Consider the following 26,182-nt stretch of genomic DNA (forward strand, 5'->3'; position numbering starts at 1 on the left):
CTCTCAACGTCAAAACCACGCCCCCAGAAGCGACCGCCCCCAATCGCTCCAACATCCCTGCCAATTCGCGGCGATCCTGTCATCAGGTCTTGGCTATTCAGGCGACCGGGCGAAATGATCTCGCTTTGAGTCGATTGCACCCGAGGTCTTGCCAAGTCCCTGTCCTCGTTGGGAAGCTTATTGCTAATCATTCGCAATAGCAATTACTGCATTGTGTCGCAGACGATGGTTCGCATCCTTCTGTGACGGGACTGCAACAAACTCCCAATGCGCCAAAATGGATGACCCGCCCGGGGGGACAGCCGGGCGGGTCGGGGCACGACACGGGGTGGATGAGGCGCCCGTGTCGGACGCGGGATCCACGTAAGATCGGCCTCAGAACTCAAATCAGTAGCAGGTGCGAACGCGGCCGATGTACTGGCCGAAGGCGTTGTACTGGGCGACCCAGCCACAGCGGTGATAGCCGTAGTAATAGGGGTCGTTGCTGGCGGCGACCGCAGCGCCGACCACGGCTGCAGTGGCGATGCCGGCACCGACACCCCAGCCCCAGCCGAGCGGCTTCGCCTCGGCCTGCGAGGTAGTGGCGGCGATGCTGCCCGTGACGGCGAGGGTCGCGAGAGCGAATGCGGCAAGTTTGGCCTTGATCGACATGTGAAACTCCATCCGGGTTGAGGCGGTACGTTGGGATCCGCGTGCCCAGTTGGACGGAGGCTCGCCGCACCAGGTTCGAAAGCGCCTATGGGAGACTGAGGGGTTGGATATTCCCTGAACAATTCCCGGAAGATAAAGCCTAGCCGAGGGGGCCCTTGGCGAGCCTGTTCACGTCGAAGTTATCGACCTCGCCCAGCAACTCGCAGAAGGCGCGCGCACCCTGGTCGAGGAGTTGCTCGCCTTTTTCCGCGACCGCGAGCGTCGCGTTGCCGACGGCGCCGCTGGGGTTGAGATCCTGCGCCTGCCAGGCGAAGGGCGCGGGCCGCTGCGTCGACAGCCAGCGATATCGTCGCTCCATCGCGATGCTGTTTGCGGGAAAATCCGCGATCGCATCCGTGCGCACCTGGTCGGGATAGCGCGCCAGCATGATCGAGGTCTCGACGGCACCGCCGTGAATGCCGTGGCGTACTTCGTCTGATGGGAACAATTTGTCCGCAGCCGATAGCCGCGACCACGACGTCGTCACGACGAACAGGTTTTGGTGCGCGCGCAGATCCTGCGCCACCAGCATCATCGCCGCGCTGTTGCCGCCATGGCTGGTGATGATGACGAGCTTCCTCACGCCGCGCTGCGCGATCTCATCGCCGATGCCCGTCCAGCGCTTCAGCGCGACGCCGGTCGGCAGAGTCTGCGTGCCCGGATAGTCGATATGCTCGGTGGAGATGCCCACGGGTTCGACGGGCAGGAACGTCGCCGGGACGGATACGGGCAGCATCTCCCGCACGCGCGCAAGATAGGCCTCGGCGATCAGCACGTCGGTCTCATTAGGCAGATGCGGGCCGTGCTGCTCGGTCGCCGCCAGCGGCAGCACCGCGATCCAGCGTGCGGCGTCCGCTGGTGCGGCGTCGGCCCAGCGGATCTCGGTCCAGTCGCGGGAAGGCGTCATCAAGGTTTCTTTGCCCGAATTTGTCACGTAATTTGGGGTTATCAGGGGACGCGGGCCCGGCTGGGCCGGCGTCCCCTGATATCTTGAGGTTTTATCGCGTTGTTTTCACATCGGCTAGAAGCGATCGACGGAGTGCATTCATGAGCCCCTCTCATCGGCGGCGAGCGTTAACGGCGGGCTTGATCGCTACGGTCCTGTCGATCCTGCCGGCACACAGCGAGACGCTGGACAAGGTCACATTCGGTACCAATTGGGTCGCCGAGGCCGAGCACGGCGGCTTCTTCCAGGCGGTTGCCGACGGCACCTACAAGAAGTACGGGCTCGACGTCACCATCGTTCCGGGCGGTCCCAACGAGAACAACCGGATGCTGCTGATCGCCGGCAAGATCGACTTCTTCATGGCCGCCAACACGCTGATGTCATTCGACGCGGTCGCCAACAACGTCCCCGTCGTGACCATCGCCGCGGTCTTCCAGAAAGATCCGCAGGTGCTGCTGACGCAGCCGGATGCGAAGGTGACCAAACTCGAGGATCTCAAGCCGCTGACGCTGTTCGTCTCGAAGGAGGGCATGACCAGCTATTTCCAGTGGCTGAAATCCGAATACGGCTTCAGCGAGAAGAACGTCCGTCCCTATAATTTCAATCCGCAGCCCTTCATCGCTAATCCCAAGAGCGCGATGCAGGGCTACGTCACGTCAGAGCCCTTCGCAGTCGAGAAGGCCGCAGGCTTCAAGCCCAACGTCATCCTGCTCGCCGATGCCGGCTTCAACACCTATTCGACCCTGATCGAGACCCGTCGCGAGCTGGTCGAGAAGAAGGCGGACCTGGTGCAGCGCTTCGTCGATGCCTCCATGATCGGCTGGTACCATTACATCTACGGCGACAATTCAGCCGGCAATGCCATGATCAAGCAGCTCAATCCGGAGATGACCGACGAACTGCTCGCCTACTCCGTCGCCAAGATGAAGGAATACGGCATCGTCGATTCCGGCGACTCCGTGAAGAACGGCATCGGCGCCATGAGCGACGATCGCTATACTTCCTTCTTCAACAAGATGGTGAAGGCCGGCGTGGTGAAGGGCGATCTCGATTTTCGCAAGTCCTACACGCTGCGTTTCGTCAACAAGGGCGTCGGGGTCGAGCTCCGCCCCGCCAAGCCGTAACGCATGCCGGGATCAAGCCGAGCTGAGGCCGCGCCCTTCACCTCTCCCGAAGGGAGAGGTCGCATCGCATCGCAAGATGCGATGCGGGTGAGGGGTTACGCCCCCTCGTGGGACCTCTTCCCCCTCACCCGCGCCTTCGGCGCGACCTCTCCCCGATGGGGAGAGGTGGACCGCGCCGCGCCAGTTGGCGATCGATGGTAGAGAGCAGAACCTCGCCCATGGTCGAAGCCAGCCTGATGGCGCTCGCCGTCAGCCTGCGCGGGGTGACGAAGGTCTATGACAACGGCGTTATGGCGCTCGGTCCGCTCGACCTCGCGGTGCGCAAGGGCGAGTTCATCTCGCTGCTCGGCCCCTCCGGCTGCGGCAAGTCGACGGCGCTGAGGCTGATTGCGGGGCTCAGCGCAGCATCATCGGGCACGGTGCGGGTGGCGCGCCATGAAGGTGAGATGCAAATCGGCCACGGCATCGGCTTCGTGTTCCAGGAGCCGACCCTGATGCCGTGGACCAGCGTGCGCGAAAACGTTCGGCTGCCGCTGAAGCTCGGCGGCATCCCGAAGGCCGAGGGACGCGCGCGGGCCGATGCGGCGCTCGCCAGCGTCGGGCTTGCCGATTTCGCCGATGCCTTTCCGCGCGAATTGTCCGGCGGCATGAAGATGCGCGTGTCGCTGGCGCGTGCGCTCGTCACGGATCCGGACATCCTCCTGATGGACGAGCCCTTCGCTGCGCTCGACGAGATCACCCGCTTCCGCCTCAACAACGATCTGCTCGCGCTGTGGCGCAGCCTCGGCAAGACCGTCATCTTCGTCACCCATTCGGTGTTCGAATCCGTCTATTTGTCACAGCGCGTCGTGGTCATGACGGCGCGGCCCGGCCGCATCCAGGCCGATATCCGCGTCGAGACCGTCGAGCCGCGCGGTGAGGAGTTTCGCACCTCGGCCGCCTATTCCGATTATTGCCGGCGCGTCTCCGCGGCATTGGCGCCGTCTTATTCAGGGCAGTCGACGCTATGAACGCGCAAGCCCCCGTCACCGCAAAGTCGTCAGGCCCGCAAAGCGCAGTGCGCTTCGTGCTGCCCGTCATCGTGTTCGCAGCCGGCCTCGCCGCTTGGGAGTTGGTGGTTACGGTCCGGGAGATCCCGCCTTACGTGCTGCCGGCGCCGTCGGTGATTTTCCTGACGCTGATCAAGGACTGGTCGGTGCTGTCGCAATCGCTCGTGACCACGCTGCTGACGACGCTGGAGGGGTTTGCCGCCGCCAGCATCGGCGGTATCGCGCTGGCGCTGCTGTTCAACCAGTCCAAATGGGTGGAATATTCGCTGTTCCCCTATGCCGTCGTGCTCCAGGTGACGCCTGTCATCGCGATCGCGCCGCTGCTGCTGATCTATCTGGAGCAGCAGACCGCGGTCGTCGTCTGCGCCTTCATCGTCGCCTTTTTCCCGGTGCTGTCGAACACCACGCTCGGGCTCAATTCGGTCGATCGCAACCTCGCCGGCCTGTTCCAGCTCTATGGCGCATCACCGCCGCAGACCCTGCGCTTCCTGAAGTTGCCCGCCGCATTGCCGTATATCCTTGGTGGCCTGCGCATCGCAGGAGGCCTCTCGCTGATCGGCGCCGTCGTGGCCGAGATCGCCGCGGGAACGGCGGGCGCCGGCTCGGGGCTTGCCTACAGGATCGCCGAGTCAGGCTATCGATTGAACATACCCCGCATGTTCGCAGCGCTGCTTTTGTTGTCGCTGGCCGGGATTGTCATCTATGGGGTGCTGGCGGTAGTTTCCCACCTCGTTTTACGGCGCTGGCACGAAAGCGCGCTTGGAAAGGAAAACTGATGACCGCCGGTTCGATTTCGTCCGACAAGATCGACCTCCTGATCTATGGGCCGGTGCGGCCGATCCTCGAGAACGGGTTTTCCGATCATTTCGTCGTGCACAAGGCCGAGACGCGCGGTGACCTCGAGCGGCTGACGCCGGCGATCCGCGACAAGATCCGCGGCGTCGCCGTGACCTATCACACCGTCCGCGCCGACAAGGATTCGCTGTCGCAGCTGCCCAAGATCGAGATGGTGGCAAGCTTCGGCGTCGGCTACGATCATATCGATGCCAAATACGCCGCCGAGCACAACATCATCGTCACCAACACGCCTGACGTGCTGACCGAAGAAGTCGCCGACGTCGCGATGGGCCTTTTGATCTCCACCTTGCGCGAATTCATCAAGGCCGATCGTTACGTCCGCTCCGGGTTGTGGCAGACGCAGAACTATCCGCTCAGCGTCGGCTCGCTGCGCGACCGCAAGGTCGGCATCGTCGGCATGGGCCGGATCGGCCAGGCGATTGCGCGCCGGCTCGATGCCTCGCTGGTGCCGGTGGTCTATCACTCGCGCAACCCGTCGAAGGACGTTGCCTACAAGCACTATCCTGATCTGATCGAGATGGCGAAGGCGGTGGATACCTTGATGGTGATCGTGCCCGGCGGCGCCTCGACCAACAAGATGATCAATGCCGAGGTGCTCAAGGCACTCGGCCCGCGCGGCGTGCTGATCAACGTCGCCCGCGGCTCCGTCGTCGACGAGCCCGCGCTGGTCCAGGCGCTGAAGTCAGGCACCATCCTCGCCGCCGGGCTCGACGTGTTCGCGGCCGAGCCCAACGTGCCGGATGAGCTCAAGACCATGCAGAACGTGGTGCTGCTGCCGCATATCGGCTCGGCCTCGGTCGTCACGCGCAACGCGATGGACCAGCTCGTGGTCGATAACCTCAAGTCATGGTTCTCAGGCAAGGCGCCGCTGACGCCGGTCGCGGAAACGCCGTTCAAGGGGCGCTGATGCGAATTCTTCGGATCGTTGCATTCGCCGTCGCGGCCCACCTGGCCGCGATCGGCATCGCGCACGCGCAGGATGCGACGACCCTGAAGAAGGAGATGGTCGGGCAGTGGGAGCTCTCGACCACCGAACGCAGCAAGACCTGCGTCGTCACGATGAAGGGGGATGCGACCGCGCAGGGTTTCAAGCTCGAGCTCGAGCCGGCCTGCAAGACCGCGTTGCCGTTCACCAAGGACATCGTCGCCTGGAGCGTCAAGGGCCTCGGAGACATCGTTCGTTTGCAGGATGCGGCAGGCGAATCCGTGATCGATTTCACCGAGGTCGAGGCCGGCATCTTCGAAGGCCTGCGGCAGGGCGAAGGGGTCTACATCCTGCAGGACCTCGCCGCCGCCCGCTCGATGGCCAAGTCGATGGACCAGATGATCGGCGACTGGGCCATGGTCCGCAGCAACGGCCAGCCGATCTGCGGCCTGACGCTGACCAACACGGAAGCCGACCAAGACAATTTCCAGGTCTTCCTCAAGCCGAAATGCGATGCGGCGATCGCCCAGTTCAATCCGACGCAATGGCGACTGGAGCGCGGCCAGATCATCCTGATGTCGAAATCAGGCGAGGTCTGGCAGTTCGAAGCCGACGACAACGCGCAATGGCGGCGGGTTCCCGATACGGCCGATCCCCTGATCATGCTGCGCCAATAAGCGGTTTTTCGGTCAGCAATTTTTCTGGTGTCGATTTTTCTTGGGGCTCATGTCGATCAGGTCCCAGCTCGATCGTCATCCCCTTAGCGAGCTGATCGCGCGGCCAACCGGCTGCGTCTCGCCTTATCAGGAGATTTGCATGCGCTTCATGTACATCGTCACCTCCAGCCAGCCGATGAAAGGCCCGACCCCAGCGCTGATGGAGGCCATGCAGAAGATATCCGAGCGGGAGATCAAGGCCGGCCGGATGATCGACAATGGCGGCCTGATGCCGCTTGCTTCAGGCGCACGGGTGCGGATCCTCGACGGCGAGCTCAGCGTCATCGACGGTCCCTTCATCGAGGCCAAGGAAGTGGTCGGCGGCTACGCCATTTTCGAGCTGCGCGACAAGGCGGAGGCTCTCGTCATGGCGAAGGAATTCATGCAGCTGCACCTCGATCACCTGCCGGGCTGGGACGGCACCTGCGAGCTCCGGGCGTTCGCCACGCCTGGTATCGACGGCGGCTGTGACGTCAACGCGCGGTCGAGCGTAGCCGCCCACGCGTGATGGACAGCACTGCATGCAACGGTCGGCGGCGATGACGGCCGCCGACATCGATCAGACGGTCCGTGCCACAATTCATGCAACCTGGCGCGTCGTGCAGCCGCGGCTGATCGCGACGCTGTCGCGGATGCTGCGCGACGTGCCGCTTGCGGAAGAGCTGACTCAGGATGCGCTGGTTACGGCGCTGGAAGCCTGGCCGGCCATCGGCGTGCCCGACAATCCCGGCGCCTGGTTGATGACAACGGCAAAGCGCCGGGCGCTCGATCATCTGCGCCGCGGCAGGATGCTCGCGGACAAGCACGACATGCTGGCGCGGGACATGTTGCAGGAGCAGGAGACCGTGCCGGATTTTGACACCGCGCTCGACGACGACATCGGCGATGAATTGCTGCGTCTGATCTTCACCGCCTGTCATCCGGTGCTGTCGCGCGAGGGGCGAACGGCGCTGGCGCTGCGCATGATCTGCGGCTTGACGACGTCCGAGATCGCACGCGCCTATCTCGTGCCTGAGGCCACCATCTCCCAGCGCATCGTGCGCGCCAAGCGGACACTGTCGAATTCCGGCCTCGCCTATGAGACGCCGGGCGGCGAGGCGCTGTCGGAGCGGCTCGCTTCGGTGCTGGAGGTCGTCTATCTCATCTTCAACGAGGGCTATCTCGCCGCGCGCGGCGACGAATGGCTGCGGCCGCAGCTTTGCGAGGAGGCGCTGCGCATGGGCCGCGTGCTCGCAGGCCTCGCGCCTGATGAGCCGGAGGTTCATGGTCTCGTCGCCCTGATGGATCTGAATGCCTCGCGCACACGTGCCCGCACCGACGCGAACGGCGATCCCATCCTGCTGATGGACCAGGATCGCACGCTTTGGGATTGGCTGCAGATCCGTCGTGGCCTGCGCTCGCTCGAACGAGCCGGCGAGCTCGGCGGCGGTGGGGGATTTTACGCGCTTCAGGCCGCGATCGCAGCGTGCCACGCCAGAGCGGAGTCCCCCGGAGCCACCAACTGGCAGCGCATCGCGCAGCTCTACGCTGAGCTTTCACGGCTGGTGCGTTCTCCGATCATCGAGCTCAATCGCGCGGTCGCGGTCGGCATGGCCTCGGGACCGCAAGCCGGTCTCGATGTGCTGGACGCAGTCGCAGGTACGCCGGCGCTCGCCGCCTATCACCATCTGCCGGCCGTACGCGGTGACTTCCTGCAGAAACTCGGACGGCTCGTGGAGGCACGCCAGGCATTCGAAGCCGCCGCGCAGCTTGCGACCAACGGCCGCGAGCGTGCGCTGATGCAGCGACGTGCTGCGGCGATCGAGGCCCGGAATATCTAGGTCGTCGGCTTGGGTGGCGGCGCGGTGCCCTGCGCCCATTTCTCCAGCTTGCCGAGCACGCCCCAGGCCGTGAGCGCCAGCGAGATCGGCAGCGCGAACTGGCTCAGGCCCGGCACCGCCGACGCGATCGTTCCGAACAGTCCGGCAAGACCTCCCGCATTGGGGCTTGCCGTCACCGCGGAGAGCAGCGAGGTGATGAGGGCGCCGCCGATGCCGAGCGCGGTCTTCTTGCCGTCAAGCATCTTGCCGATGGTTTCGCCAAGCGCGCCATTGACCTGACCGAGCACGGGCTTGCTGTCCTTGCTGACCAGGACGCCGAGCAGATCGAGCACCGGCTTCAACTGGTCGACGGCAGTAGCATTGGTCGGTGTGGCTGTGCCGGGCATGGGCGCGGTCTTGTTGACGAGAGAGAGTAGCCGTTCGAGCAGGCTAATCGGATCGCTGGGGGACACCGTCGGGCCTCCGGACGTCGTGCCACCTGATGGCGCGCCTCCTTGTGACATGCCGGCGCCTTGCAGCAATTGCGCGAGACCTTCCAGCCGCTTCAGAATCTGGGACAGATCGACATTTGGCGCCGGGACGGGTTGTACTCCCGCACGCGTAATGGGGGCGATCGTGGTCCCGTCGAGCAGGCCGGTGTCTTCGAGGCCGTGCTGTTGCTGAAATTGCGAGACCGCCGCCTTGGTCTTCGGCCCGCTGATGCCGTCTTCGTCGAGCGGTGGATTGGCGCCGAGCTTGTTGAGCGTCTGCTGCATCAGCAGCACCGATGCGGCCATGTCCTCGTCGGGCTCGGAACGGGGCGCGATGGATGGGCTGTCGCCGATCGTGATGGACGAATCGAGCGACATCATCGCGTGCAGGATCACTGCGGTGCCGAGCTGGGTATCGGCGTGGTTCGGATCGAAGACGTGGTCGGCGACGAATTTGCCGCCCCTTGCCTCGGGTGGTCCGTAGAGGGTCGAGCCGCCGTAGAGATAGGGCGAGTTCACGCCCTTGGCGTGATAGCCGAGGCCGTTGAAGCATTCGAGCCGGTACAGGGTGCGCGCGATACTCCAGTCCTGCGCCCCCACCAGGTTTTCGATCCTGAGCGCATCCACGGCGCCTTCGACGAACGAGGCGAACGGGCCGCGCCCTTTGGGAACGAGGCATGTCACGCGGTGCAGCGTCTCGCCGTTGCCGAGATAGGTGTCGAAATCGAAGTTCGACTCGCGATAGTGGCACAGCGCGACGAAGTACCAGGGCACGCCGGTCAGCCGCTCGACCTGCTGGTAGGTCGCCTTGCCGTTGAGGGCCTTGCGTGCCGTCGCATTGGCCTCGCCCAGGCGGGCGGGCCGGATCTGGAGATTGGCCCAGTTCCTCTCATAATCGCTCTTCAGGCTCTCGTATGACGCCATCTCCCGCTCCCGCGAATAGATAAAATATCGGTCATCGAACAAATCAGGCATGAGCCGCGCCGCTGTCAGCGGCCACGCGCTCTGGGCGTGGTTCGGCAAATGTGACAGGCCGCGGCCTGAAAGCATGTGAAATGGCTTACAACTGCAGCGCGAAAAGATGGCGTTCGAACGACGCGACCTCGGCGAAGGCAGGTGATCGCTGCATTGCAGTCCCGGAACCCGCCGGGCGGCCATCCGTTAGCAACGGAGACGGTCTGCTGAGGGATTCCCGCGATGGCCAAGCGCGTGCTTGCGATCGGCATCGAACCCGGCAATGCGGACTACAGCGCGTTTCCGCAGCTCACGCCGGCGCTCGTGCGCAATTATATCGAAGCGCAGCTGCTGCGCCTGCGTGGTCTCGGCTATGAAGTCACGAGCTGCCTGATCGATCTCGACACAGCGGCCGAGGCTGCCGTGACATCAGCGCTGCGCGACGAGCGCTTCGATTGCATCGTGATCGGCGCCGGCCTGCGCGAGCCGAAGGAGCGGCTGCTGGTGTTCGAGAAGGTGCTCAATCTCGTCCACAGCCTGGCGCCACAGGCCGCCATCTGCTTCAACACGACGCCCGCCGATACCGTTGAAGCCGTGCAGCGCTGGGTCGAGCCGTAGCTGCGGCTTTCACCCCGTAGATTGTTCTGGCCCGGAACTGCGCCAAACGCTATGACTGCCCGGTCAAACGGGAGGATTCGGGATGCTTCGACGTCTTGGAATTGCAGCATGTTTCGCAGTCGCCATGGCCGTCCCGGTCCATGATGCGATGGCGCAGGATGCTGTCGGCGGCGCCATTCTCGGCGGTGTCGGCGGAGCGATCGTGGGCGGCGCGCTTGGCGGTGGCCGTGGTGCGGCCATCGGCGCAGTCGTCGGGGCCGGCACGGGGGCAGCGATTGCCGCCGAAGGCGAACGCCGCCGCTCCGGCTATTACGCCTATCAGCGCGGCTGCTATATGCAGCGCCCGGACGGCCGCTACGTCCCGGTCGATCCGCGATACTGCTACTGAACTCATGTTGCGCCGGCGCTGCCCTGCGCGCGCCGGCGTTGCCATGTCCAATCGCTGTGCTTAGGCAGCGCTGGCCCGGCTCGCTGCCTCGCCGAGCTCGGCATTGGTGTAGGCCTTGCCGCCGATGCCCCAAAGTCCGTCCACCGCATAGACCATGTTGACGAAGATCCGCTCGCGCGGATGACGGCCTTCCGCCGCCTTGAACGCGATCTCGGTGGCCTCCTTGATGAAGCCGGCCTTTTGCCCGGCGCTCGCCAGCGCGAAGGACGGGACTTTCAGCTCGATCACGACGATGTCGCTGGACGTTCCGCCGGCGAAGGACCGGCCTTTCGGGATGGTGCTGATCTCGCCGATCACGTTCGGCGTGAGGAACGCATTGCCCGCGAGATCATGATGCCTGAGAAACGAGGCGGTCAGCTCGGCGAACATGATCTTCTCGGCGGCGGCGCTGAAGATGCCATCCGTGGCGACGACGGTGATCGGCATGATTGGAGCTCCCTTGGTGATGTGAGCGCCGCGAGCGCCGGCTGCGGTCGCGGCTTGCGATAACATTGCGATCGTTATATAACGATCGTGATCGCATTCGCACGAAAGGGCGATGCCGTCAACATTAAAATAACGATCGTTATTCAAAGGTGCGGTGATGCGATATAAATCCGGACACAAGGAAGAGGCCCGCGCGCGCATGGTCGCTGCCGCCGGCCGCGGTTTTCGCCGCCAGGGCTATGGCGGCATCGGCGTCGATGGTCTCGCCAAGGAGGCGGAGGTCACATCAGGCGCGTTCTACGGACACTTCTCGTCCAAAGGGGAAGCCTTCAAGGCAGCACTGATCGCAGGCTTGCAAGAGCTGCGTCAGGGCGTCGAAGCGATGCGTGCCGAGCACGGCGCCAAGTGGGTCACGGCGTTCGTCGATTTCTATCTCGGCCAGAAGCGGGTCTGCGAGTTGGGCTCGAGCTGCGCCTTGCAGAGTCTGGCCTCCGAAGTGCAGCGCGCGGAAATTGGAATCAAGAGCGTGTTCGAGGCCGAAATCGAGGGCGTAGTGAACGCGGTTGCGGAGGGCTTGCCCGGCCGCTCCGCCAAGGACCGGCGCGCGCGCGCCTGGGCGCTGCTCTCGATCCTGTCCGGCGGTGTCACCATGGCGCGGGCCGTCGCCGACAAGGACGTCAGCGCTGCGATCGCGTCCGCCTGCCGTGTTGCCGCGCTCAAGGCCTGCGCAGAAACCTGATCGATTCAAGCGAGGAGCGCGAGATATGCGCCTGTCGAACTACCTCTTTTTCACGACTCAGTGCGAACAGGCACTCGCCTTCTACACGGCCTGTGGCCTCGGCCAAGTCACCGACATCCTGCGTCACGGCGATCCCGGCATGCCGCTCCGGAATCCTGCGATGCGCGGCAAGATCATGCATGCGAAGTTCGAAGGCCCAGGCATTTGCTTCTACGCATCGGACAACGACGATGCCGAGCCGATGCGCGGCTCCGCCCATATCCTCATGATGGACGATCAGGAGACAACGACGGATCTGTTCGCGAGTCTCGCCGAAGGCGGCACGATCACCACGCCGCTCGGCATTCAGCCCTGGGGCGACTATTACGGCAAGCTCACCGATCGCTTCGGTGTGCAATGGATGCTGAACTGCGCGCTGCCGCGCGCGCCGGCCTGAAAGCTGTTCAGATCAGCCGCATCCCCCTCAGGCTCGCATGCCCGCTCCTGCCGACGATGATGTGGTCATGCACGGCAATCCCAAGCGGTTTGGCGATGTCGATGATCGCCTTGGTCATCTGGATATCGGCTTGTGACGGCGAGGGATCGCCTGAGGGATGATTGTGCACCAGGATGAGGGCGGTGGCCGAAAGCTCCAGCGCGCGTTTGATCACCTCCCGCGGATAGACCGGCGTGTGATCGACGGTGCCGGTCTGCTGCACCTCGTCGGCGATGAGCTGGTTGCGTTTGTCGAGGAAGAGCAGGCGGAACTGCTCCTTGTCGGCGAAGGCCATGCTGGTGCGGCAATAGGCGATCACCTCATTCCAGGACGACAGTGCGTTGCGGCTGTTGACCTCGCCCTTGGCCACGCGATGCACTGCCGCCGCAATCAGCTTGAGCTGGTTGATCGCGGCCTCACCGACGCCGTCGACCTCGCGCAACCGCGCCACCGGCGCGTGGACGACCTCGGCGAACGAGCCGAACGTCTTGATCAGCGTCTTCGCCAGCGGCTTGGTGTCGCGCCGCGGCAGCGCCGGAAACAGCGCCATCTCCAATAGCTCGTAGTCGCTGAGCGCGTCCGCGCCGGCGCTGTAGAAGCGTTCGCGCAGTCGCTCGCGGTGGCCGAGATAATGCGGCGTGTCGTCGGGCTTGCTTTTGTCGTGGTCGGCTTTGGCGGGCATCGGCCGCAGCATTGCCGCGGTTGTTCGCTTTTGCAACCGTCAATTGCGACGGGCTAGGGGCGCGGTTTCGGCGAGGGCAGGGCGACAGCAACCACCCCGGTGAGAACCAGCGTCATTCCGGCCAGAATGGACCAGGTGAGCCGCTCGCCGAGCAGCGTTGTGCCGAGCATCACCGCAAAGCCCGCCCGCAAATAACTGCCGCTGGTAGTGGCGAGCGGGCCGAGCGTGCGGATCAGCCGGAAATAGATCACCATGGCGAGTGCCGTGCAGATGACCGCGAGAGCGATCACCGCCGCGATCGCCTGCGCCGTCGGCGCCAGTGTCCAGGGTCGCTCGACGATTGCGGCCATGGGCAGCATCAGGATTGCGGCGCAACTCATGGCGCCGGCTGCCGTGACGATGGCAGGAAGGCTGGAGAACCGCTGGCCCCAGATCGGCGCAAGCGCGTAGCAGAGGCTCGCGCCGAGCACGGCGAGCTGCGCCAGTGGCGCGGCCCCTGCGCCGGCACGCGCATCGATGCCGATCGTCAGGATCACGCCGGCGAGACCTGCCGCGACGCCGATGATCTTCTGGCCGTTGATCGTGCGTCGCCCGCGCCCGGTCATCAGTGCGATCAAGAGCACGAACAGCGGCGGAGTCGCGTTGAGCACACCGGCAAGTCCGCTTGGGATTTGCGTTTCGCCCCAGCTGATCAGCGTGAAGGGCAATGTGCTCTGCAATAGACCCTGCACGAGGAGAGCCGCCCACACCGATCTCTGGCGGGGAAGGGAATGTCCCTGGCCGATCGCGATGCAGATCAGGAGCATTGCCGCGATCGTGACCCGCCCGGCGACCATGGTGAAGGGCGGTACCGTCGCGAGCGCCACCTTGATCAGCGTGAAGGAGCTGCCCCAGATCAGCGAGAGCAACACCAACAGCCCGAACTCCAGCGATAGGGTGGTCCGCTCCGAAATTGCCCGTGGTGCCTGCATGCTCATGCGATTTGCTCCGGGATCGTTCGACATCATGCTCCGGACGCGGTGGCGCGGGCTGGCTGAATTCGGACCTCATCGTCCGATCGAGTCCGATTTCGGCTACTCGGAGCATCGCGACCCAACTATGATTTCGCGATGATGAAGGGCTTTCCGCAGCCGCAAGCGTTACCACCGCATCTCGACCGCGAGACGTGCGACCGGGCACGGCTGGCGCGTGCGCGCGCATTCGATGGTCTGTTCTTTTCCGGTGTCCGCTCGACGCGGATTTACTGCCGGCCGGTCTGCCCGGTTCGCCCCGCGCGCTCGGAGAACGTCACCTTCTATCCGACTGCAGCGGCCGCCGAACGCGCCGGCTTTCGCCCATGCCTGCGTTGCCGGCCGGAAGCCGCGCCGGGCTCGCCTGCCTGGATGGGAACAGCCACGACCGTGGCGCGCGGAATGCGCCTGATTAATGATGGTTTTTTGGACCGAGACTCGATGGCGGAGCTTGCGGAAGCGCTCGGCGTGGGGCCGCGCCATCTGCTGCGTCTGTTCCTGCGCCACACCGGCGCCAGCCCCAGTGAGATCGCCGCGACCCGGCGCGTGCAGGAAGCCAAGCGCCTGATCGATCAGACTGATATGACCCTGGCCGAGATTGCCTTCGCCGCCGGTTTCGGCAGCGTGCGCCGCTTTAACGATGCGTTTGCCGCGACCTACAAACGGCCGCCATCATCGTTTCGCCGGCCGCGATAGCCTGGGCGACAAGATCACCCGATCTGCTTCTCGCCGTGCCGCTCCGATAGCGTGAAGATCTCAACGCCCGTTGCGGTGACGCCGACCGAGTGCTCGAACTGTGCCGACAGCGAGCGGTCGCGGGTGACCGCGGTCCAGCCGTCGGACAGGATCTTCACATGCGGCTTGCCGAGATTGATCATCGGCTCGATGGTGAAGAACATGCCGGGCTTGAGCTGCACGCCTTCGCCGGGCCGGCCGATATGGATGATGTTCGGCTCGTCGTGGAACATGCGCCCCAAACCATGGCCGCAGAAATCGCGCACCACGCTCATGCCCTGCGGCTCGACGAAGCTCTGGATGGCGTGGCCGATATCGCCGGTGGTGGCGCCGGGCTTTACGGCGGCAATGCCGCGCATCATCGCTTCATAGGTCACTTCGATCAGCCGCTCGGCCTTGCGGGCAATCGGGCCGACGGCATACATCCGGCTGGAATCGCCGTACCAGCCGTCGACGATGAAGGTGACGTCGATGTTGACGATGTCGCCTTCCTTCAGCGGGCGGTCGCCGGGCATGCCGTGGCAGACTACATGATTGAGCGAGGTGCAGGTCGAGTAGCGGTAGCCGCGATACATCAGCGTCGCCGGATAGGCGCCGTGGCTGAAGGCGAAGTCGCGGACAAATTCGTCGATGCGCTCGGTCGGCACACCGGGGCCGACGATGTCGGTGAGTTCGTCGAGGCACTTCGCCACCAGCGCGCCTGCCTTGCGCATGCCGGCAAAGGCGGCCGGTCCGTGCAGCTTGATCTGGCCGGTCTTGCGCAGGGAGGTATCGGTGGCTTCGACGTAGCTCATGCGGATATTGTCTTCTGGGCTTGAAAGCCCGGTTTCAGTACGGGCGGAAAGGCTTGATTTCAGGCCCTAATTTAATGATTGCCGGCCCTAGTGCAAGGCAAGCTTGCCGCCCTTGCGTCCGAAACCGGCTTAATTCGGGACTTCTACGGTGGTTTCGACCGGCAGCGCCCCGCCGCGGACGCGGATTTCGCGGACAGGGTAGGGAACCCGGATGCCCTCGCGCTTGAAGGCCTCCCACAGCGCCAGCATCACGTCGCTCTTGACGGCATCCATGCCGTCGGGATCCGCGAGCCAGAGCGTCAGCGAGAATTTCATGCCGGCTTCGGCAAATTCGGTCAGCAGGCAGTTCGGCGGCTTGCCCTTCTGCGCGCGCGGATGGGCTGAGGCGGTCTCGATTGCGAGCTTGCAGACCAGCTTCGGGTCGGCGTCGTAATTGGTGCCGAAGGTGATCTTCACCAGCGTGTTCTTGTCGGTGTAGGTCCAGTTGACGACCTTCTGCGTCACCAGATCCTCGTTGGGCACCAGGAATTCGCGGCCGTCGCCGGCGGCCACGGAAATATAGCGCGTCTTCATCGCGCTGATGCGCCCGGTATTGTCGCCGATCGTGACGAGGTCGCCCGGCTTCACTGATTTGTCGGCGAGCAGGATGATGCCGGAGATGAAGTTGGCGACGATCTTCTGCAGGCCGATACCGATACCGACGCCGACCGCGCCGGAGAACACGGCAAGCGCGGAGAGATCGATGCCGACGGTGCCGAGCGCAATGACGATTGCGACGGCAAGCAGCCCGATGCGGATGATCTTGATCAGCAGCACCTGGACCGACGGCGTCAGATCGGTCGTCGAGTTGATCTTGCTCTCGGCGAAATTGCTGGCGATGTTGGTGAGCCAGAGCGCGAAGATCAGCAATGCGCCGGCCTTCAGCACCAGGAGCGGCGTCAGCCTGAGACCGCCGAGCACGATCGCATAGGAATCGAGCAGGTCAACCGTGGCATCGAGCTGGCCGAGGATGGACAGCGCGGCGACGAACCAGGCCGCGACCGACACCAGCCTGACGAAGAACGCGTTGCGCAGTACCGAGGTCACCAGCCGGACCGCGAGCCAGGCGAGCCCCAGCTTGGCGGCGACCATCAGCAGATAGCTGCGGCTCGGCCAGGTCGCGTGATACATCACCACGCGCGAGACGATGACGAGCAGGGTGAACACCGCCGTCGAGGCGCTCGCGACCATCACGCGGGCGAAATGCCGGAGCGGCAGCGGCCAGCGCATCGCCAGCGAGCTCATGTCGACGCGGTTACGCATGGCGGCTTCGGCCGCATAGGCGATCCCGGCCGCTGCCAGAATGAGCCCGAATTGCAGGTAGAACCAGGGCGAGGCGATCTCCGCCCCGACGCTGCGCGCGGTGGTCTGCACGAACTCCATGAGGTCTTTGAGATCCATGTCCATCGGGGCGGTCTCGTCGGGAAGAGTAGGCGGGAGGATGTGATTCGAAGGCGCCGCAGAATCCCACAAAGGCAGCGGCCGGGCCATCGATACACCGCGAAGTGAAGCGCGTTAAGGCCGCAAAATACGGTCAGATTGCCGCGAGCGGGAGAAATGGGTTGGCGCGCCGGTGCTGCGACGATAAGGATGCAATTTCAGCGAATTGTACCCGGAAGGTGGATGGCCTCCCTCGACTCCTTCAGCATCGCCATTCTGCTCGGCGCCGTCCTCGTCATGGCCGGTATCCTGTCGAGCCTGCTCGCGCTGCGCTTCGGCGCGCCATTGCTGCTGGTCTTCCTCGCGATCGGCATGCTGGCAGGCGATGCGGGCCCCGGCCAGCTCCAGTTCAACGATGTCGGCACCACCTATCTGGTCGGCTCGGTGGCGCTGGCCTTGATCCTGTTCGACGGCGGCTTGAAGACGCGCTTTGCCAGCATCCGCACCGTGCTCGCGCCCTCCGTGATGCTCGCGACCGCCGGCGTGCTGCTGACCGCGCTGATCACGGCGCCATTCGCGAAATACGCGCTCGACCTCAACTGGACGGAATCGCTGCTGGTCGGCGCGGTGGTGGCTTCGACCGATGCCGCCGCCGTGTTCCTGCTGGTGCACACCCAGGGCCTGCGTCTGCGCCCGCGTGTCGGGGCGACCCTGGAAGCGGAATCCGGCACCAACGACCCCTTCGCGATCTTCCTCACTTTGATGCTGGTCGAATACATCTCGCTGGGCGCGAGCTCGCCCGGCCATGTGGCGATGGAGTTCGTGCAGGAGGCGCTGCTGGGCGCGGTCGTCGGCGTGATCGGCGGACGTCTCGTCGTGATCGGACTGAACAAGGTCGCGCTGCCGCAGGGCCTGCACGCGCCGTTCGTCACCACGGCCGCGCTCGTCATCTTCGGCGGCTCGCAGATCATGCACGCCTCGGGCTTCCTCGCCGTCTATCTCGCCGGCATCATCATCGGCAACCGGCCGACGCGGGCGCATAACTCGGTGGTGGCGTTCCTGGATGCGGCGACCTGGCTGGCACAGATCGTGATGTTCGTGCTGCTCGGCCTTCTGGTGTCGCCGAGCCGGCTCGGCTCCAGCGTGCTGCCGGCAATCGCCGTCTCACTGGTGCTGATGCTGGTGGCGCGGCCGATCGCGGTGTTCGTGTGCCTGGCCCCCTTCCGCTTCAACTGGCGCGAAAAGATCTTCATCGCCTGGACCGGCCTGCGCGGTGCGGTCGCGATCTTCTTGGCCTCGATCCCGATGCTGGTCGGCCTGTCGAAGGCCTATCTCTATTTCGACGTCGCCTTCGTCGTCGTGATCATTTCGCTGCTGCTGCAAGGCTGGACCTTGGCACCGGCCGCGCGAAAACTGCATGTAGCGCTGCCGCGCGCCGAGCGCGGCCCGCGCCGGGTCGAGCTGGATCTGCCCGGCCAGCTCGAGCAGCAACTGGTCGGCTATCCGGTGCGGCCGAAGAGCCTCTATTTCCGTCGCGGGCTGATTCCGTCCTGGTCGAAGCCGACGCTGGTGATCCGCAACGAGCATATTTTGACACCGACGGAAGCCGAGCCGGTCGCGCCCGGCGACTACATCTATCTGTTGGCGCCGCCGGAAAAGGCCGAGGCGCTCGACCGCTTCTTCGTCGACATGCAGCCGAGCACGGCGCCCGACCCGCATCTGCTCGGCGACTTCATGGTGTCCGGCGAGCATACGCTCGCCGAGCTCGCCGAGATCTACGGCGTGAAGATCGGCGAGGACGAGGCCAAGCTGACGCTGGCCGATTATTTCGACGTCCATCTCGACCGCGCGCCGAAGGAGGGCGCCGAGCTCGCGCTCGATACCATCGTGCTGGTGGCGCGCTCGATCTCCGGCGGCCGCGTCAACGTCGTCGGCCTGCGCCTGCCGGAAGAGGACGAGACTTCGGCGCCGCTGACGCGCGGGCAAGCGCTGCGGCAGAAGCTGGCGGAGATATGGACCTCGGTGGCGGGCGTTTAGCTCCCTCATCGTCATTCCGGGGCGCGCGTAGCGCGAGCCCGGAATGACGGAAACCGCCACCAAATCGCCGCAACCGCCGACAATTTGCGCGGCTTCGTGACTCCTGGTTCCGGAACGCTCCGCGGCGTTGTCCGTTCTTAGCCGCGTAACGGTCAACGCAACTGACAGGAGCAATCCATGCGAAAACTCATCCTGCCCGCCATGATCGCGCTTGGCTTGGGATCAGCGGCGCCGGCCATGGCCTATGACACCGGCGACCAGGTCTCGATGCAGGTCGCGCTGGACGTCGCGACCGATCTTGGTGTGGTCACGGTCTCGGACACGAATTTCCTTGGCGACGAATGGCAGATCGAAGGTCGCGACATCAGGGGTCGCTGGATGGAGGTCGACGTCGACGCCCGGACCGGCGACGTCCGCAACGTCGATCGCGGCTGGTAGCCACAATCACGCTGTCATTGCCCGCGAAAGCGGGCAATCCAGTATTCCAGAGACGGCGCGTGGATACGGAGAGGCCGCGGCGTACTGGATGCCCCGGTCGAGCCGGGGCATGACTGCGGTGGTTGAGGCTAGAGCGGGGCAACTCTAGCCAGCGCACTCATGTCGGCCCTCACGTCAGCACCTTCACCCCGCCGAACGACGTGACGCGGCCCTGCTTCAGCATCACGATCTGCGTCGCGAGCTGGCGCAGCTCGGCGACATCGTGGCTGACATAGACCATGGGGACATTGGCCTCGTCGCGTAAGCGCACCAGGTAGGGCAGGATTTCGAGCTTGCGGGCCTCGTCGAGCGCGCCGAGCGGCTCGTCGAGCAGCAACAGGCGCGGCTTCGACAGCAGCGCGCGGCCGAGCGCGACACGCTGGCGTTCGCCCCCCGAAAGTTTTCCGGGGCGGCGGTCAAGCAGTGCGCCGATATCGAGCAGCTCGACCACCCGCGTGTGCTGGGCCGGATCGGACGCGAGGCGGTTCATCCGCCGGCCATAGTCGAGATTTTGCGCGACGTTGAGATGCGGAAACAACCGCGCGTCCTGGAACACATAACCGATGCGGCGGCGCCAGGTCGGCACATGAATGCCGGCAGCGGTATCGTCGACGGTCTCGCCGTCGATGACGATGGTGCCGCGGTCGGGCCGGAGCAGGCCAGCGATCATGTTGATCAGCGAGGTCTTGCCGGCGCCGGAGGCGCCGAACAGGCCGGTGACGCGGCCTTGGCTCGAGAACGAGGCTTCGAGCCGGAATTCGCCGAGCTGTTTTTCGACATCGACACGCAGCATGGTCAATTCCCGTGCAGGCGCTGCGTGGCGCGGCGGGCGAACCATTCGGCGGCGATGAGCGCGCCGAGGGCGAGCACGATCGAGACGATCACCAGCCGTCCCGCGGCGGCGTCGCCGTCCGGTGTCTGGATCAGGGAATAGATCGCCGACGAAATCGTCTGGGTCTCACCGGGGATGTTGGAGACGAAGGTGATGGTAGCGCCGAACTCGCCGATCGCCTTCGCAAAGCCGAGCACCATGCCGGCGAGCACCCCGGGCAGCGCGAGCGGCAGCGTCACCGTGAAGAACACCTTGAAAGGCGCGGCGCCAAGCGTTTCGGCCGCCTGCTCGAGCTTTCGGTCGATCGCTTCGATCGACAGCCGCATCGGCCGCACCAGCAGCGGAAACGACATCACGCCGCAGGCGAGCGCAGCTCCGGTCCATCGGAATGCGAAGACGATGCCGAGATGATCGGCGAGAAAGCCGCCGACGAGGCCGCGGCGGCCGAAGGTGAGAAGCAGCAGATAACCAGTGACGACAGGCGGCAGCACCAGAGGCAGATGCACGACGGCATCCAGCACCGACTTGCCCCAGAATTCCTTGCGGGCGAGCAGCCACGCCAGGGCAATGCCGAACGGCGTTGCCACGAGCGTCGCGATGATGGCGACCCTGAGCGAGAGCAGGATCGCCGTCCATTCGGCGGGAGAGATGTCGAACACGAAAATCAGATGGCAAGAATCATGTTGTCGGGCTGATCAGGAATTTGAAGCCGTATTTTTCCAGAATGGTCTTGGCGGCGGAGGTGCGCAGGAAGGCGAGATAATCACCGGTCTCGGCCTTCGCGGTCGTGGTCGCCGCCACGGGATAGATGATCGCCGGATGCGAGTCCGTCGGGAAAGTGCCGACGATCTTCACACCGGGCTCGACCTTGGCGTCGGTGGAATAGACGATGCCGAGCGCAGCCTCGCCGCGCGCCACCAGCGTCAGCGCGGCGCGCACGCTCTCGGCCATGGCGAATTTCGGCTCGGCCGCCTGCCAGGCGCCGAGCTTTTCCAGTGCCGCCTTGGCGTACTTTCCGACCGGCACGGACTTCACGTCGCCGGTGGCGATCCTGCCGTCGCCGGCGAGCTTGGCGAGGTCGAAGCCTTGCGAAATGGTGACGTTGTCGATCTTGGAATCCTTCGGCGCGATCAGCACGATGCTGTTGCCGAGCAGGTTGACTCTGGATGCCTCGTTGATGGTCTTCTTGGACACCGCATAGTCCATCCAGTCGGTGTCGGCGGAGACGAACACGTCGGCCGGCGCGCCCTGCTCGATCTGCTTGGCGAGCACCGAGCTTGCGGCATAGCTGACGCTGAACTTGACGCCGGTTTTGGCGGTGTAGGCGGCATCGACCTCGTCGAGGGCGTTCTTCATCGACGCCGCAGCGAAGATCGTGATGGTCTTGTCCTCGGCGGCGGCCGGCGAGACGCTCGTGCCTGCGAGCAGGATGAAGGCGGTGAATAGTCCGGCAAGTCGAGACATGGATGGCGCTCCGTGCGAGCCCGCGCGCGCAGGACGCACGCGCAAATCTGGCGTTGGGTCGGTCGATCGCGACGGGCGGAAGCGCTGCTCCACGTGGCCCCGCAACGGCTTACGGCCGGCGGGGAGATCGCAAGTGCGAAGATAGCAGGCTGGGGCCGGAGGTCAAAGGCGGTCGTTGATCCAGCCAATCCGCCTATTGCGCGGGCAGGATCGAAATCGAGAGCGAATTGTCCTTGGCGCCGCTGATCTGAAGCACGAACGGCTTGTCCGAGAGCTGGTATTTCATGGTCTTGCGGATGCCGTCGCAATCGGTCGCGCCGCTGAAAGCCACGGGCTTGAGGAAATGCCCCTCCTGGACGAGATCGACCCAGGCGCCCGAGGACAGGCTGATCGTGTAGAGCCCGGCCTTCGCGGCCTTGATGCTGGTGAAGCCGGCAAAGGTGCCGTCCTTCGGTGCCCGCTCTGGCGGCGAGGGCAGGTTCGCCTCCTGCGGCGCGACCAGCGCCAGCGTGATCGCCGATGACGGGATCGCGGCCTGTTCGCTTCCCGAGGCCAGCTTGGCACGATCAGGTGCCATCAGCGCGGCGCGCTCACGCTCGATCGGCCATTTGAACTTGTCGCAGCCGCTCGGCTCCTCCGCGGCAAGGGCAGAGGTCGCGCTGATCGAGAGCACGGCAAGGAGAGCGAGGATGCGCATGTCAAATTCTCGTCGTTGGCCACGCGGGATGCGGGCGTGCAGTCTGTTTTTTGTCGGTGAACGGGATGCGCATCCCGGAAAAGCCGCGGGCTGACGGCCGAGCGGCGCGATCATCCTAGCGCATTGGGAGTGCGCGAACCAACCAACTCCTCGTCGGTCCAAGCTCGCTTCGCGCCCCGGGACGACGGCGGGGGCTGAGGCGACAGCACTCGCTAGCGCTTCGCATCCGGCGCGTGCAGCACGGCTTTGCAGGCCGCCGGCATCTGGGCCAGCGTGATCGGCGGCTTCGGTTTCGGCGGCTCGGCGGGCGGCTTGGGATGCAGCACGCCCTCGCTGAACCAATAGGCGAAATCGGACGGCTTGCAGCCTTCGTCCTCGGATTGCGACGGTTGGCCCTCGCATTCGCCCGATCCCGCCGGGCAGCGCATGCGGATGTGGAAATGATAGTCGTGGCCCCACCAGGGGCGGATCTTCGACAGCCAGGAGCGATCGCCTTTGGCCTCGCGGCACAGCGCCTTCTTGATCGCGGGATTGACGAAGATGCGCTGCACTGCCGGCTCCTGCGCGGCATCGCGCAGCACCAGCACATGGCCTGGGGTGAACACGCGCGGATCGATGTCGAGGCGGTCTTCGCGCACCATCATCACCGCGGACATCTCTTCGCGCTCCTCGCGCGAGAGCCGATGGTCCGGCATCGGCGTCAGCCAGATGTCGGCGTCCAGACCGATCTGATGACTGGCGTGGCCTGACAGCGCCGGTCCGCCGCGCGGCTGCCCGATGTCGCCGACCAGAATGCCCGGCCATCCTGCGTCCTTGTGCGCCTTGGCAGCGAGGCGCTTGATCAGCGCGATCATGTCGGGATGGCCGTAATTGCGGTTCCGCGACAGCCGCATCACTTGCCAGACATCGCCGTTGAGCGGCATCTGCTGCGCGCCGCCGATGCAACCTTTTACATAAGAGCCGATGACGTGCGCCGGCCCGGCAGAAGGCAGCAGCTTGCGTGCGAACAGCTCCTTGGCAGGGGTCTTGGGGTCGTTCGGATGGGCGAGCGGCGGCAACGGCTTCGGGTTGACGCTGCCCTTGTCCTGGGCCAGCGCGCCGCCGGCAGCCAGGAGCGCCATGACAAGCAGGAGAGGGGCGATTCGGCGGGGACTCATGCTGACATCCTTATAGCCCAAGGCCGCGGCAGGGTCACCGAACGATCCGGCGCCGTGGTCCGGCGGCGATTCTTAACGGCGCGATAACTCTATCCCGCATTGACCAAAATTCGTGCGCGGAACGTGAGTCGCTCGCGACCTGCATGCAAGCGACCTCTGTTCCGGAATTGATTCATGGAGACTGCGCGTTTTTGCATCTCCTCGCGCGCCGATTGCGACGCGGAGCAAGTTCGGCGCGCTTTCTCGCGCCTTGCAAACGGGCAATCAATCCGGCGCGCAGCGGCCGCTCCATACCGGCGCCGGCCCGGATTACTTTTCTTTCAGACACTTGGAGCAAGACTTGCGGCGCTGGGTGCGGCTAGGACGTGTGAAGTTGAGTTTGGGGTCCAAAGAAACAAAAAAACGAAAGCGCACCGTGCTTGCTGGAGGCGGCCGACAGCCCCGCAAGCCGCGCTTTGCACGCACGCCCCGTCCGCTCATCGAACGCGACCAGCTCGTGCAGAGCCGTGCGGAGGCTGACGCTGCCATCGCGGAGGCGCGCAAATCGCACGAGCGGCTGCGCCAGGCCGTCGACCTCTTGCCGCAAGGCATCGTCATTCTGGATCCCGAAGGTCGCTACGTCCTCTGGAACAAGCAATATTCCGAGATCTACAGCAAGACCGCCGACCTGTTTCAGGAAGGCGCGCGCCTCGAGGACACGCTGCGCGTCGGCGTCGCCCGCGGTGACTATCCGGAGGCCGCTGGCCACGAGGACGAATGGATCGCCGCCCGGTTGAAGAAGCTCTACGAGCCCGGCAAGCGCCACGAGCAGACGCTGTCCGACGGCCGCGTCATCCTGATCGAGGAACGCCGCACCGATGACGGCGGCGTGGTCGGCCTGCGGGTCGACATCACCGAATTGAAGCAGCGCGAGGCTTCGTTCCGCCTGCTGTTCGACGGCAATCCCGTTCCCATGATCATCTGTGCGCTGGACGACGAGCGCATCCTCGGCGTCAACGATGCCGCGATCGCACATTACGGCTATGGCCGTGCCGAGTTCCAGCGGCTGAAGATCCGCTCTCTGCAGGCCTTCGACAGCGAGTCGCCCTGGACCGTCGATCGCTCCGGCGAGGAGCAGGCTGGCCGCACCTGGAAGCACGTCAAGGCCGACGGCGCGCTGATCGATCTTGCGATCTATTCCCGCGAACTGACCTACGACGAACAGCCCGCGGTGCTGCTGGCGCTGATGGACATCACCGAACGCAAGCGCGCCGAGGCGCGGCTCGCCTTCATGGCTCAGCACGACGCGCTGACCGGGCTGCCGAACCGCAACAAGTTGCGCCAGGCCATGGACGAGATGCTGCTGCACACGCGCCGCAGCCCCGAAAAGGCTGCGGTGCTGATGCTCGGGCTCGACAAGTTCAAGTCGGTCAACGACACGCTGGGTCATGCGGTCGGCGACAAGCTGCTGCGCGGCGTCGCCAAGCGCCTGCGCTCGACCTTGCGTGAGGAGGACATGCTGGCGCGGCTGAACTCCGACGAGTTCGCGGTCGTGCAAAGCGGCCTGACGCGGCCCGAAGACGCCGTGGGCCTCGCCAAGCGCCTGCTCGAAGCCATCGCCGATCCCTATCTGCTCGACGGCCATTCCGTGGTGATCGGCGCCTCCATCGGCATCGCGATGTCCCCCGGCGACGGCGAGGAGTCCGAAAAGCTGCTCAAGAGCGCCGGCATGGCGCTGTCACGCGCCAAATCCGATGCGCGCGGCAGCTTCGCCTTCTTCGAGGCCGCGCTGGATGCAAAAGCGCAGAGCCGCCGCAAGATCGAGGTCGAGCTGCGCGATGCGATCCAGAACGACGTGCTGCGGCCGTATTACCAGCCGCTGATCGACCTCTCCAGCGGCCGCATCACCGGCTTCGAGGCGCTGGTCCGCTGGCCGCATGCCGAGCGCGGCATGGTCTCGCCGGCCGAATTCATCCCGGTCGCGGAAGAAACCGGCCTGATCAATCCGCTCGGCGGCCTGATGCTGCGCCGCGCCTGCCTCGACGCGGCGACCTGGCCCGATGACGTCCGCGTTGCCGTCAACCTGTCGCCGCTCCAGTTCCGCAGCGGCAATCTGCTCTCGATGGTGACGGACGCGCTGAAACATTCCGGCCTGCCGCCGCGCCGGCTCGAGCTCGAGATCACCGAGACGCTGCTGCTCGAGAAGAGCTCGCAGGTGCTGGCGACGCTGCATGCGCTGCGCGCCCTCGGCGTGCGCATCTCGATGGACGATTTCGGCACCGGCTATTCCAGCCTGAGCTATTTGCGCAGCTTCCCCTTCGACAAGATCAAGATCGACCAGTCCTTCGTGCGCGACCTGGGGGCCAACCGCGAAGCCCAGGCGATCATCCGCTCCATCGTCAGCCTCGGCAAGGGCCTCGGGGTCATCATCACCGCCGAGGGCGTCGAGACCGAAGCCGAGCTGAGCTGCCTCCGCACCGAAGGCTGCGACGAGGGCCAGGGTTTTCTGTTCAGCAAGGCGCGGCCGAACGCCGAGATCGTCAGCCTGCTGGCGGCGCAGCGCGGCATCGATGCCGCGGACGAGGACGCCGCACTGGTGGCGTGACGTCAGGGACGCGCCGCTCTCTCGATGAACCTCTCC

28 protein-coding genes are annotated in these 26,182 nt (G+C 64.9%); 15 read left to right on the plus strand and 13 right to left on the minus strand.

Going from position 1 to position 26,182, the window contains the following annotated elements:
- Window positions 1-387 precede the first annotated feature (387 nt).
- Both X265_RS03925 and X265_RS03930 read right to left on the minus strand, forming a co-directional pair.
- The gene (locus X265_RS03925) at window positions 388-651 is read right to left on the minus strand and encodes a hypothetical protein (RefSeq protein ID WP_164938415.1); all 264 of its coding nucleotides are present in this window, start codon (window positions 649-651) and stop codon (window positions 388-390) included.
- 139 nt (window positions 652-790) lie between these two features.
- Window positions 791-1,597, minus strand: coding sequence for a creatininase family protein (locus X265_RS03930; RefSeq protein WP_128963716.1), 807 nt, complete (start codon window positions 1,595-1,597; stop codon window positions 791-793).
- Between the two features lie 140 nt (window positions 1,598-1,737).
- Here X265_RS03930 and X265_RS03935 point away from each other — a divergent pair, with 140 nt between their 5' ends.
- From X265_RS03935 to X265_RS03965, 7 genes are all read left to right on the plus strand, one after another.
- Window positions 1,738-2,760 (plus strand): ABC transporter substrate-binding protein, encoded by a 1,023-nt coding sequence (locus X265_RS03935; RefSeq protein WP_128963717.1) that lies wholly within the window; start codon window positions 1,738-1,740, stop codon window positions 2,758-2,760.
- A 194-nt stretch (window positions 2,761-2,954) separates the two neighbouring features.
- Window positions 2,955-3,770, plus strand: a complete 816-nt coding sequence (locus tag X265_RS03940) for an ABC transporter ATP-binding protein (RefSeq protein ID WP_128963718.1) — start codon at window positions 2,955-2,957, stop codon at window positions 3,768-3,770.
- The gene (locus X265_RS03945) at window positions 3,767-4,585 is read left to right on the plus strand and encodes an ABC transporter permease (RefSeq protein ID WP_128963719.1); all 819 of its coding nucleotides are present in this window, start codon (window positions 3,767-3,769) and stop codon (window positions 4,583-4,585) included. The genes X265_RS03940 and X265_RS03945 overlap by 4 nt, the downstream gene beginning before the upstream one ends.
- Window positions 4,585-5,574 (plus strand): 2-hydroxyacid dehydrogenase, encoded by a 990-nt coding sequence (locus X265_RS03950; protein ID WP_128963720.1) that lies wholly within the window; start codon window positions 4,585-4,587, stop codon window positions 5,572-5,574. The genes X265_RS03945 and X265_RS03950 overlap by 1 nt, the downstream gene beginning before the upstream one ends.
- The gene (locus X265_RS03955; protein WP_128963721.1) at window positions 5,574-6,269 is read left to right on the plus strand and encodes an AprI/Inh family metalloprotease inhibitor; all 696 of its coding nucleotides are present in this window, start codon (window positions 5,574-5,576) and stop codon (window positions 6,267-6,269) included. The genes X265_RS03950 and X265_RS03955 overlap by 1 nt, the downstream gene beginning before the upstream one ends.
- A 139-nt stretch (window positions 6,270-6,408) precedes the next feature.
- Window positions 6,409-6,816: a YciI family protein gene (locus X265_RS03960; RefSeq protein ID WP_128969128.1), complete on the plus strand. Its 408-nt coding sequence runs from the start codon at window positions 6,409-6,411 to the stop codon at window positions 6,814-6,816.
- Between the two features lie 31 nt (window positions 6,817-6,847).
- Entirely contained in the window at window positions 6,848-8,128 is a 1,281-nt protein-coding gene (locus tag X265_RS03965; protein ID WP_164938969.1) for an RNA polymerase sigma factor, read from the plus strand.
- Here X265_RS03965 and X265_RS03970 read toward each other — a convergent pair.
- On the minus strand, window positions 8,125-9,522 hold the full coding sequence (locus X265_RS03970; RefSeq protein WP_128963723.1) for a peptidoglycan-binding protein: 1,398 nt from the start codon (window positions 9,520-9,522) through the stop codon (window positions 8,125-8,127). The two genes, X265_RS03965 and X265_RS03970, sit on opposite strands and share 4 nt — an antisense overlap.
- A gap of 273 nt (window positions 9,523-9,795) precedes the next feature.
- Between X265_RS03970 and X265_RS03975 the strand changes: the two genes are divergently transcribed.
- Window positions 9,796-10,170, plus strand: coding sequence for a hypothetical protein (locus X265_RS03975; protein ID WP_128963724.1), 375 nt, complete (start codon window positions 9,796-9,798; stop codon window positions 10,168-10,170).
- Window positions 10,171-10,252: 82 nt separating this feature from the next.
- Window positions 10,253-10,558: a YMGG-like glycine zipper-containing protein gene (locus X265_RS03980; RefSeq protein WP_128963725.1), complete on the plus strand. Its 306-nt coding sequence runs from the start codon at window positions 10,253-10,255 to the stop codon at window positions 10,556-10,558.
- Between the two features lie 60 nt (window positions 10,559-10,618).
- On the opposite strand, the gene X265_RS03985 is transcribed toward X265_RS03980, so the two are convergent.
- Window positions 10,619-11,044, minus strand: a complete 426-nt coding sequence (locus X265_RS03985; protein ID WP_128963726.1) for a 4-oxalocrotonate tautomerase — start codon at window positions 11,042-11,044, stop codon at window positions 10,619-10,621.
- 157 nt (window positions 11,045-11,201) lie between these two features.
- On the opposite strand from X265_RS03985, the gene X265_RS03990 reads away from it, so the two are divergent.
- Window positions 11,202-11,783, plus strand: coding sequence for a TetR/AcrR family transcriptional regulator (locus tag X265_RS03990; RefSeq protein WP_128963727.1), 582 nt, complete (start codon window positions 11,202-11,204; stop codon window positions 11,781-11,783).
- Between the two features lie 25 nt (window positions 11,784-11,808).
- Window positions 11,809-12,219, plus strand: coding sequence for a VOC family protein (locus tag X265_RS03995; RefSeq protein WP_128963728.1), 411 nt, complete (start codon window positions 11,809-11,811; stop codon window positions 12,217-12,219).
- A 7-nt stretch (window positions 12,220-12,226) separates the two neighbouring features.
- Here X265_RS03995 and radC read toward each other — a convergent pair whose 3' ends face one another.
- Complete coding sequence (radC, locus tag X265_RS04000; RefSeq protein ID WP_128963729.1) at window positions 12,227-12,940, minus strand: RadC family protein; 714 nt, start codon at window positions 12,938-12,940, stop codon at window positions 12,227-12,229.
- A 53-nt stretch (window positions 12,941-12,993) separates the two neighbouring features.
- A complete protein-coding gene (locus X265_RS04005) occupies window positions 12,994-13,917 on the minus strand; it encodes a DMT family transporter (RefSeq protein WP_128963730.1) in 924 nt (307 codons plus the stop codon).
- A gap of 132 nt (window positions 13,918-14,049) precedes the next feature.
- On the opposite strand from X265_RS04005, the gene X265_RS04010 reads away from it, so the two are divergent.
- On the plus strand, window positions 14,050-14,646 hold the full coding sequence (locus X265_RS04010; protein WP_128963731.1) for a bifunctional transcriptional activator/DNA repair enzyme AdaA: 597 nt from the start codon (window positions 14,050-14,052) through the stop codon (window positions 14,644-14,646).
- A gap of 14 nt (window positions 14,647-14,660) precedes the next feature.
- Here X265_RS04010 and map read toward each other — a convergent pair whose 3' ends face one another.
- Both map and X265_RS04020 read right to left on the minus strand, forming a co-directional pair.
- Window positions 14,661-15,479 carry a type I methionyl aminopeptidase gene (map, locus tag X265_RS04015; protein ID WP_092292883.1) on the minus strand — a complete coding sequence of 273 codons (819 nt, stop codon included), beginning with the start codon at window positions 15,477-15,479 and terminating at the stop codon, window positions 14,661-14,663.
- Between the two features lie 129 nt (window positions 15,480-15,608).
- Window positions 15,609-16,925 carry a mechanosensitive ion channel family protein gene (locus X265_RS04020; RefSeq protein ID WP_164938416.1) on the minus strand — a complete coding sequence of 439 codons (1,317 nt, stop codon included), beginning with the start codon at window positions 16,923-16,925 and terminating at the stop codon, window positions 15,609-15,611.
- A 216-nt stretch (window positions 16,926-17,141) separates the two neighbouring features.
- Here X265_RS04020 and X265_RS04025 point away from each other — a divergent pair, with 216 nt between their 5' ends.
- Together X265_RS04025 and X265_RS04030 are read left to right on the plus strand one after the other, a co-directional pair.
- On the plus strand, window positions 17,142-18,935 hold the full coding sequence (locus X265_RS04025) for a potassium/proton antiporter (RefSeq protein ID WP_128963732.1): 1,794 nt from the start codon (window positions 17,142-17,144) through the stop codon (window positions 18,933-18,935).
- 177 nt (window positions 18,936-19,112) lie between these two features.
- A complete protein-coding gene (locus tag X265_RS04030) occupies window positions 19,113-19,373 on the plus strand; it encodes a PepSY domain-containing protein (protein ID WP_128963733.1) in 261 nt (86 codons plus the stop codon).
- A 169-nt stretch (window positions 19,374-19,542) separates the two neighbouring features.
- Here the strand turns inward: X265_RS04030 and modC are convergent, their stop codons facing one another.
- From modC to mepA, 5 genes are all read right to left on the minus strand, one after another.
- Complete coding sequence (gene modC / locus X265_RS04035; protein ID WP_128963734.1) at window positions 19,543-20,205, minus strand: molybdenum ABC transporter ATP-binding protein; 663 nt, start codon at window positions 20,203-20,205, stop codon at window positions 19,543-19,545.
- A 2-nt stretch (window positions 20,206-20,207) separates the two neighbouring features.
- Window positions 20,208-20,903, minus strand: coding sequence for a molybdate ABC transporter permease subunit (modB, locus tag X265_RS04040; RefSeq protein ID WP_128963735.1), 696 nt, complete (start codon window positions 20,901-20,903; stop codon window positions 20,208-20,210).
- A 19-nt stretch (window positions 20,904-20,922) separates the two neighbouring features.
- The gene (modA, locus tag X265_RS04045; protein WP_128963736.1) at window positions 20,923-21,708 is read right to left on the minus strand and encodes a molybdate ABC transporter substrate-binding protein; all 786 of its coding nucleotides are present in this window, start codon (window positions 21,706-21,708) and stop codon (window positions 20,923-20,925) included.
- A gap of 193 nt (window positions 21,709-21,901) precedes the next feature.
- Window positions 21,902-22,405 carry a hypothetical protein gene (locus tag X265_RS04050; protein ID WP_128963737.1) on the minus strand — a complete coding sequence of 168 codons (504 nt, stop codon included), beginning with the start codon at window positions 22,403-22,405 and terminating at the stop codon, window positions 21,902-21,904.
- 212 nt (window positions 22,406-22,617) lie between these two features.
- Complete coding sequence (mepA, locus tag X265_RS04055; protein WP_128963738.1) at window positions 22,618-23,562, minus strand: penicillin-insensitive murein endopeptidase; 945 nt, start codon at window positions 23,560-23,562, stop codon at window positions 22,618-22,620.
- A gap of 415 nt (window positions 23,563-23,977) precedes the next feature.
- Here mepA and X265_RS04060 point away from each other — a divergent pair, with 415 nt between their 5' ends.
- Window positions 23,978-26,146 carry a putative bifunctional diguanylate cyclase/phosphodiesterase gene (locus X265_RS04060; RefSeq protein WP_128963739.1) on the plus strand — a complete coding sequence of 723 codons (2,169 nt, stop codon included), beginning with the start codon at window positions 23,978-23,980 and terminating at the stop codon, window positions 26,144-26,146.
- Window positions 26,147-26,182 lie beyond the last annotated feature (36 nt).

This window comes from Bradyrhizobium guangdongense (assembly GCF_004114975.1).
In the GTDB taxonomy this organism is placed as follows: domain Bacteria; phylum Pseudomonadota; class Alphaproteobacteria; order Rhizobiales; family Xanthobacteraceae; genus Bradyrhizobium; species Bradyrhizobium guangdongense.

Coding starts and splice junctions, on each gene's coding strand:
- X265_RS03925 (WP_164938415.1), bottom strand. CDS start 651: ATGTCGATCAAGGCCAAACTTGCCGCATTCGCTCTCGCGACCCTCGCC.
- X265_RS03930 (WP_128963716.1), bottom strand. CDS start 1,597: ATGACGCCTTCCCGCGACTGGACCGAGATCCGCTGGGCCGACGCCGCA.
- X265_RS03935 (WP_128963717.1), top strand. CDS start 1,738: ATGAGCCCCTCTCATCGGCGGCGAGCGTTAACGGCGGGCTTGATCGCT.
- X265_RS03940 (WP_128963718.1), top strand. CDS start 2,955: ATGGTAGAGAGCAGAACCTCGCCCATGGTCGAAGCCAGCCTGATGGCG.
- X265_RS03945 (WP_128963719.1), top strand. CDS start 3,767: ATGAACGCGCAAGCCCCCGTCACCGCAAAGTCGTCAGGCCCGCAAAGC.
- X265_RS03950 (WP_128963720.1), top strand. CDS start 4,585: ATGACCGCCGGTTCGATTTCGTCCGACAAGATCGACCTCCTGATCTAT.
- X265_RS03955 (WP_128963721.1), top strand. CDS start 5,574: ATGCGAATTCTTCGGATCGTTGCATTCGCCGTCGCGGCCCACCTGGCC.
- X265_RS03960 (WP_128969128.1), top strand. CDS start 6,409: ATGCGCTTCATGTACATCGTCACCTCCAGCCAGCCGATGAAAGGCCCG.
- X265_RS03965 (WP_164938969.1), top strand. CDS start 6,848: ATGACGGCCGCCGACATCGATCAGACGGTCCGTGCCACAATTCATGCA.
- X265_RS03970 (WP_128963723.1), bottom strand. CDS start 9,522: ATGGCGTCATACGAGAGCCTGAAGAGCGATTATGAGAGGAACTGGGCC.
- X265_RS03975 (WP_128963724.1), top strand. CDS start 9,796: ATGGCCAAGCGCGTGCTTGCGATCGGCATCGAACCCGGCAATGCGGAC.
- X265_RS03980 (WP_128963725.1), top strand. CDS start 10,253: ATGCTTCGACGTCTTGGAATTGCAGCATGTTTCGCAGTCGCCATGGCC.
- X265_RS03985 (WP_128963726.1), bottom strand. CDS start 11,044: ATGCCGATCACCGTCGTCGCCACGGATGGCATCTTCAGCGCCGCCGCC.
- X265_RS03990 (WP_128963727.1), top strand. CDS start 11,202: ATGCGATATAAATCCGGACACAAGGAAGAGGCCCGCGCGCGCATGGTC.
- X265_RS03995 (WP_128963728.1), top strand. CDS start 11,809: ATGCGCCTGTCGAACTACCTCTTTTTCACGACTCAGTGCGAACAGGCA.
- radC (WP_128963729.1), bottom strand. CDS start 12,940: ATGCCCGCCAAAGCCGACCACGACAAAAGCAAGCCCGACGACACGCCG.
- X265_RS04005 (WP_128963730.1), bottom strand. CDS start 13,917: ATGAGCATGCAGGCACCACGGGCAATTTCGGAGCGGACCACCCTATCG.
- X265_RS04010 (WP_128963731.1), top strand. CDS start 14,050: ATGATGAAGGGCTTTCCGCAGCCGCAAGCGTTACCACCGCATCTCGAC.
- map (WP_092292883.1), bottom strand. CDS start 15,479: ATGAGCTACGTCGAAGCCACCGATACCTCCCTGCGCAAGACCGGCCAG.
- X265_RS04020 (WP_164938416.1), bottom strand. CDS start 16,925: ATGGACATGGATCTCAAAGACCTCATGGAGTTCGTGCAGACCACCGCG.
- X265_RS04025 (WP_128963732.1), top strand. CDS start 17,142: ATGGCCTCCCTCGACTCCTTCAGCATCGCCATTCTGCTCGGCGCCGTC.
- X265_RS04030 (WP_128963733.1), top strand. CDS start 19,113: ATGCGAAAACTCATCCTGCCCGCCATGATCGCGCTTGGCTTGGGATCA.
- modC (WP_128963734.1), bottom strand. CDS start 20,205: ATGCTGCGTGTCGATGTCGAAAAACAGCTCGGCGAATTCCGGCTCGAA.
- modA (WP_128963736.1), bottom strand. CDS start 21,708: ATGTCTCGACTTGCCGGACTATTCACCGCCTTCATCCTGCTCGCAGGC.
- X265_RS04050 (WP_128963737.1), bottom strand. CDS start 22,405: ATGCGCATCCTCGCTCTCCTTGCCGTGCTCTCGATCAGCGCGACCTCT.
- mepA (WP_128963738.1), bottom strand. CDS start 23,562: ATGAGTCCCCGCCGAATCGCCCCTCTCCTGCTTGTCATGGCGCTCCTG.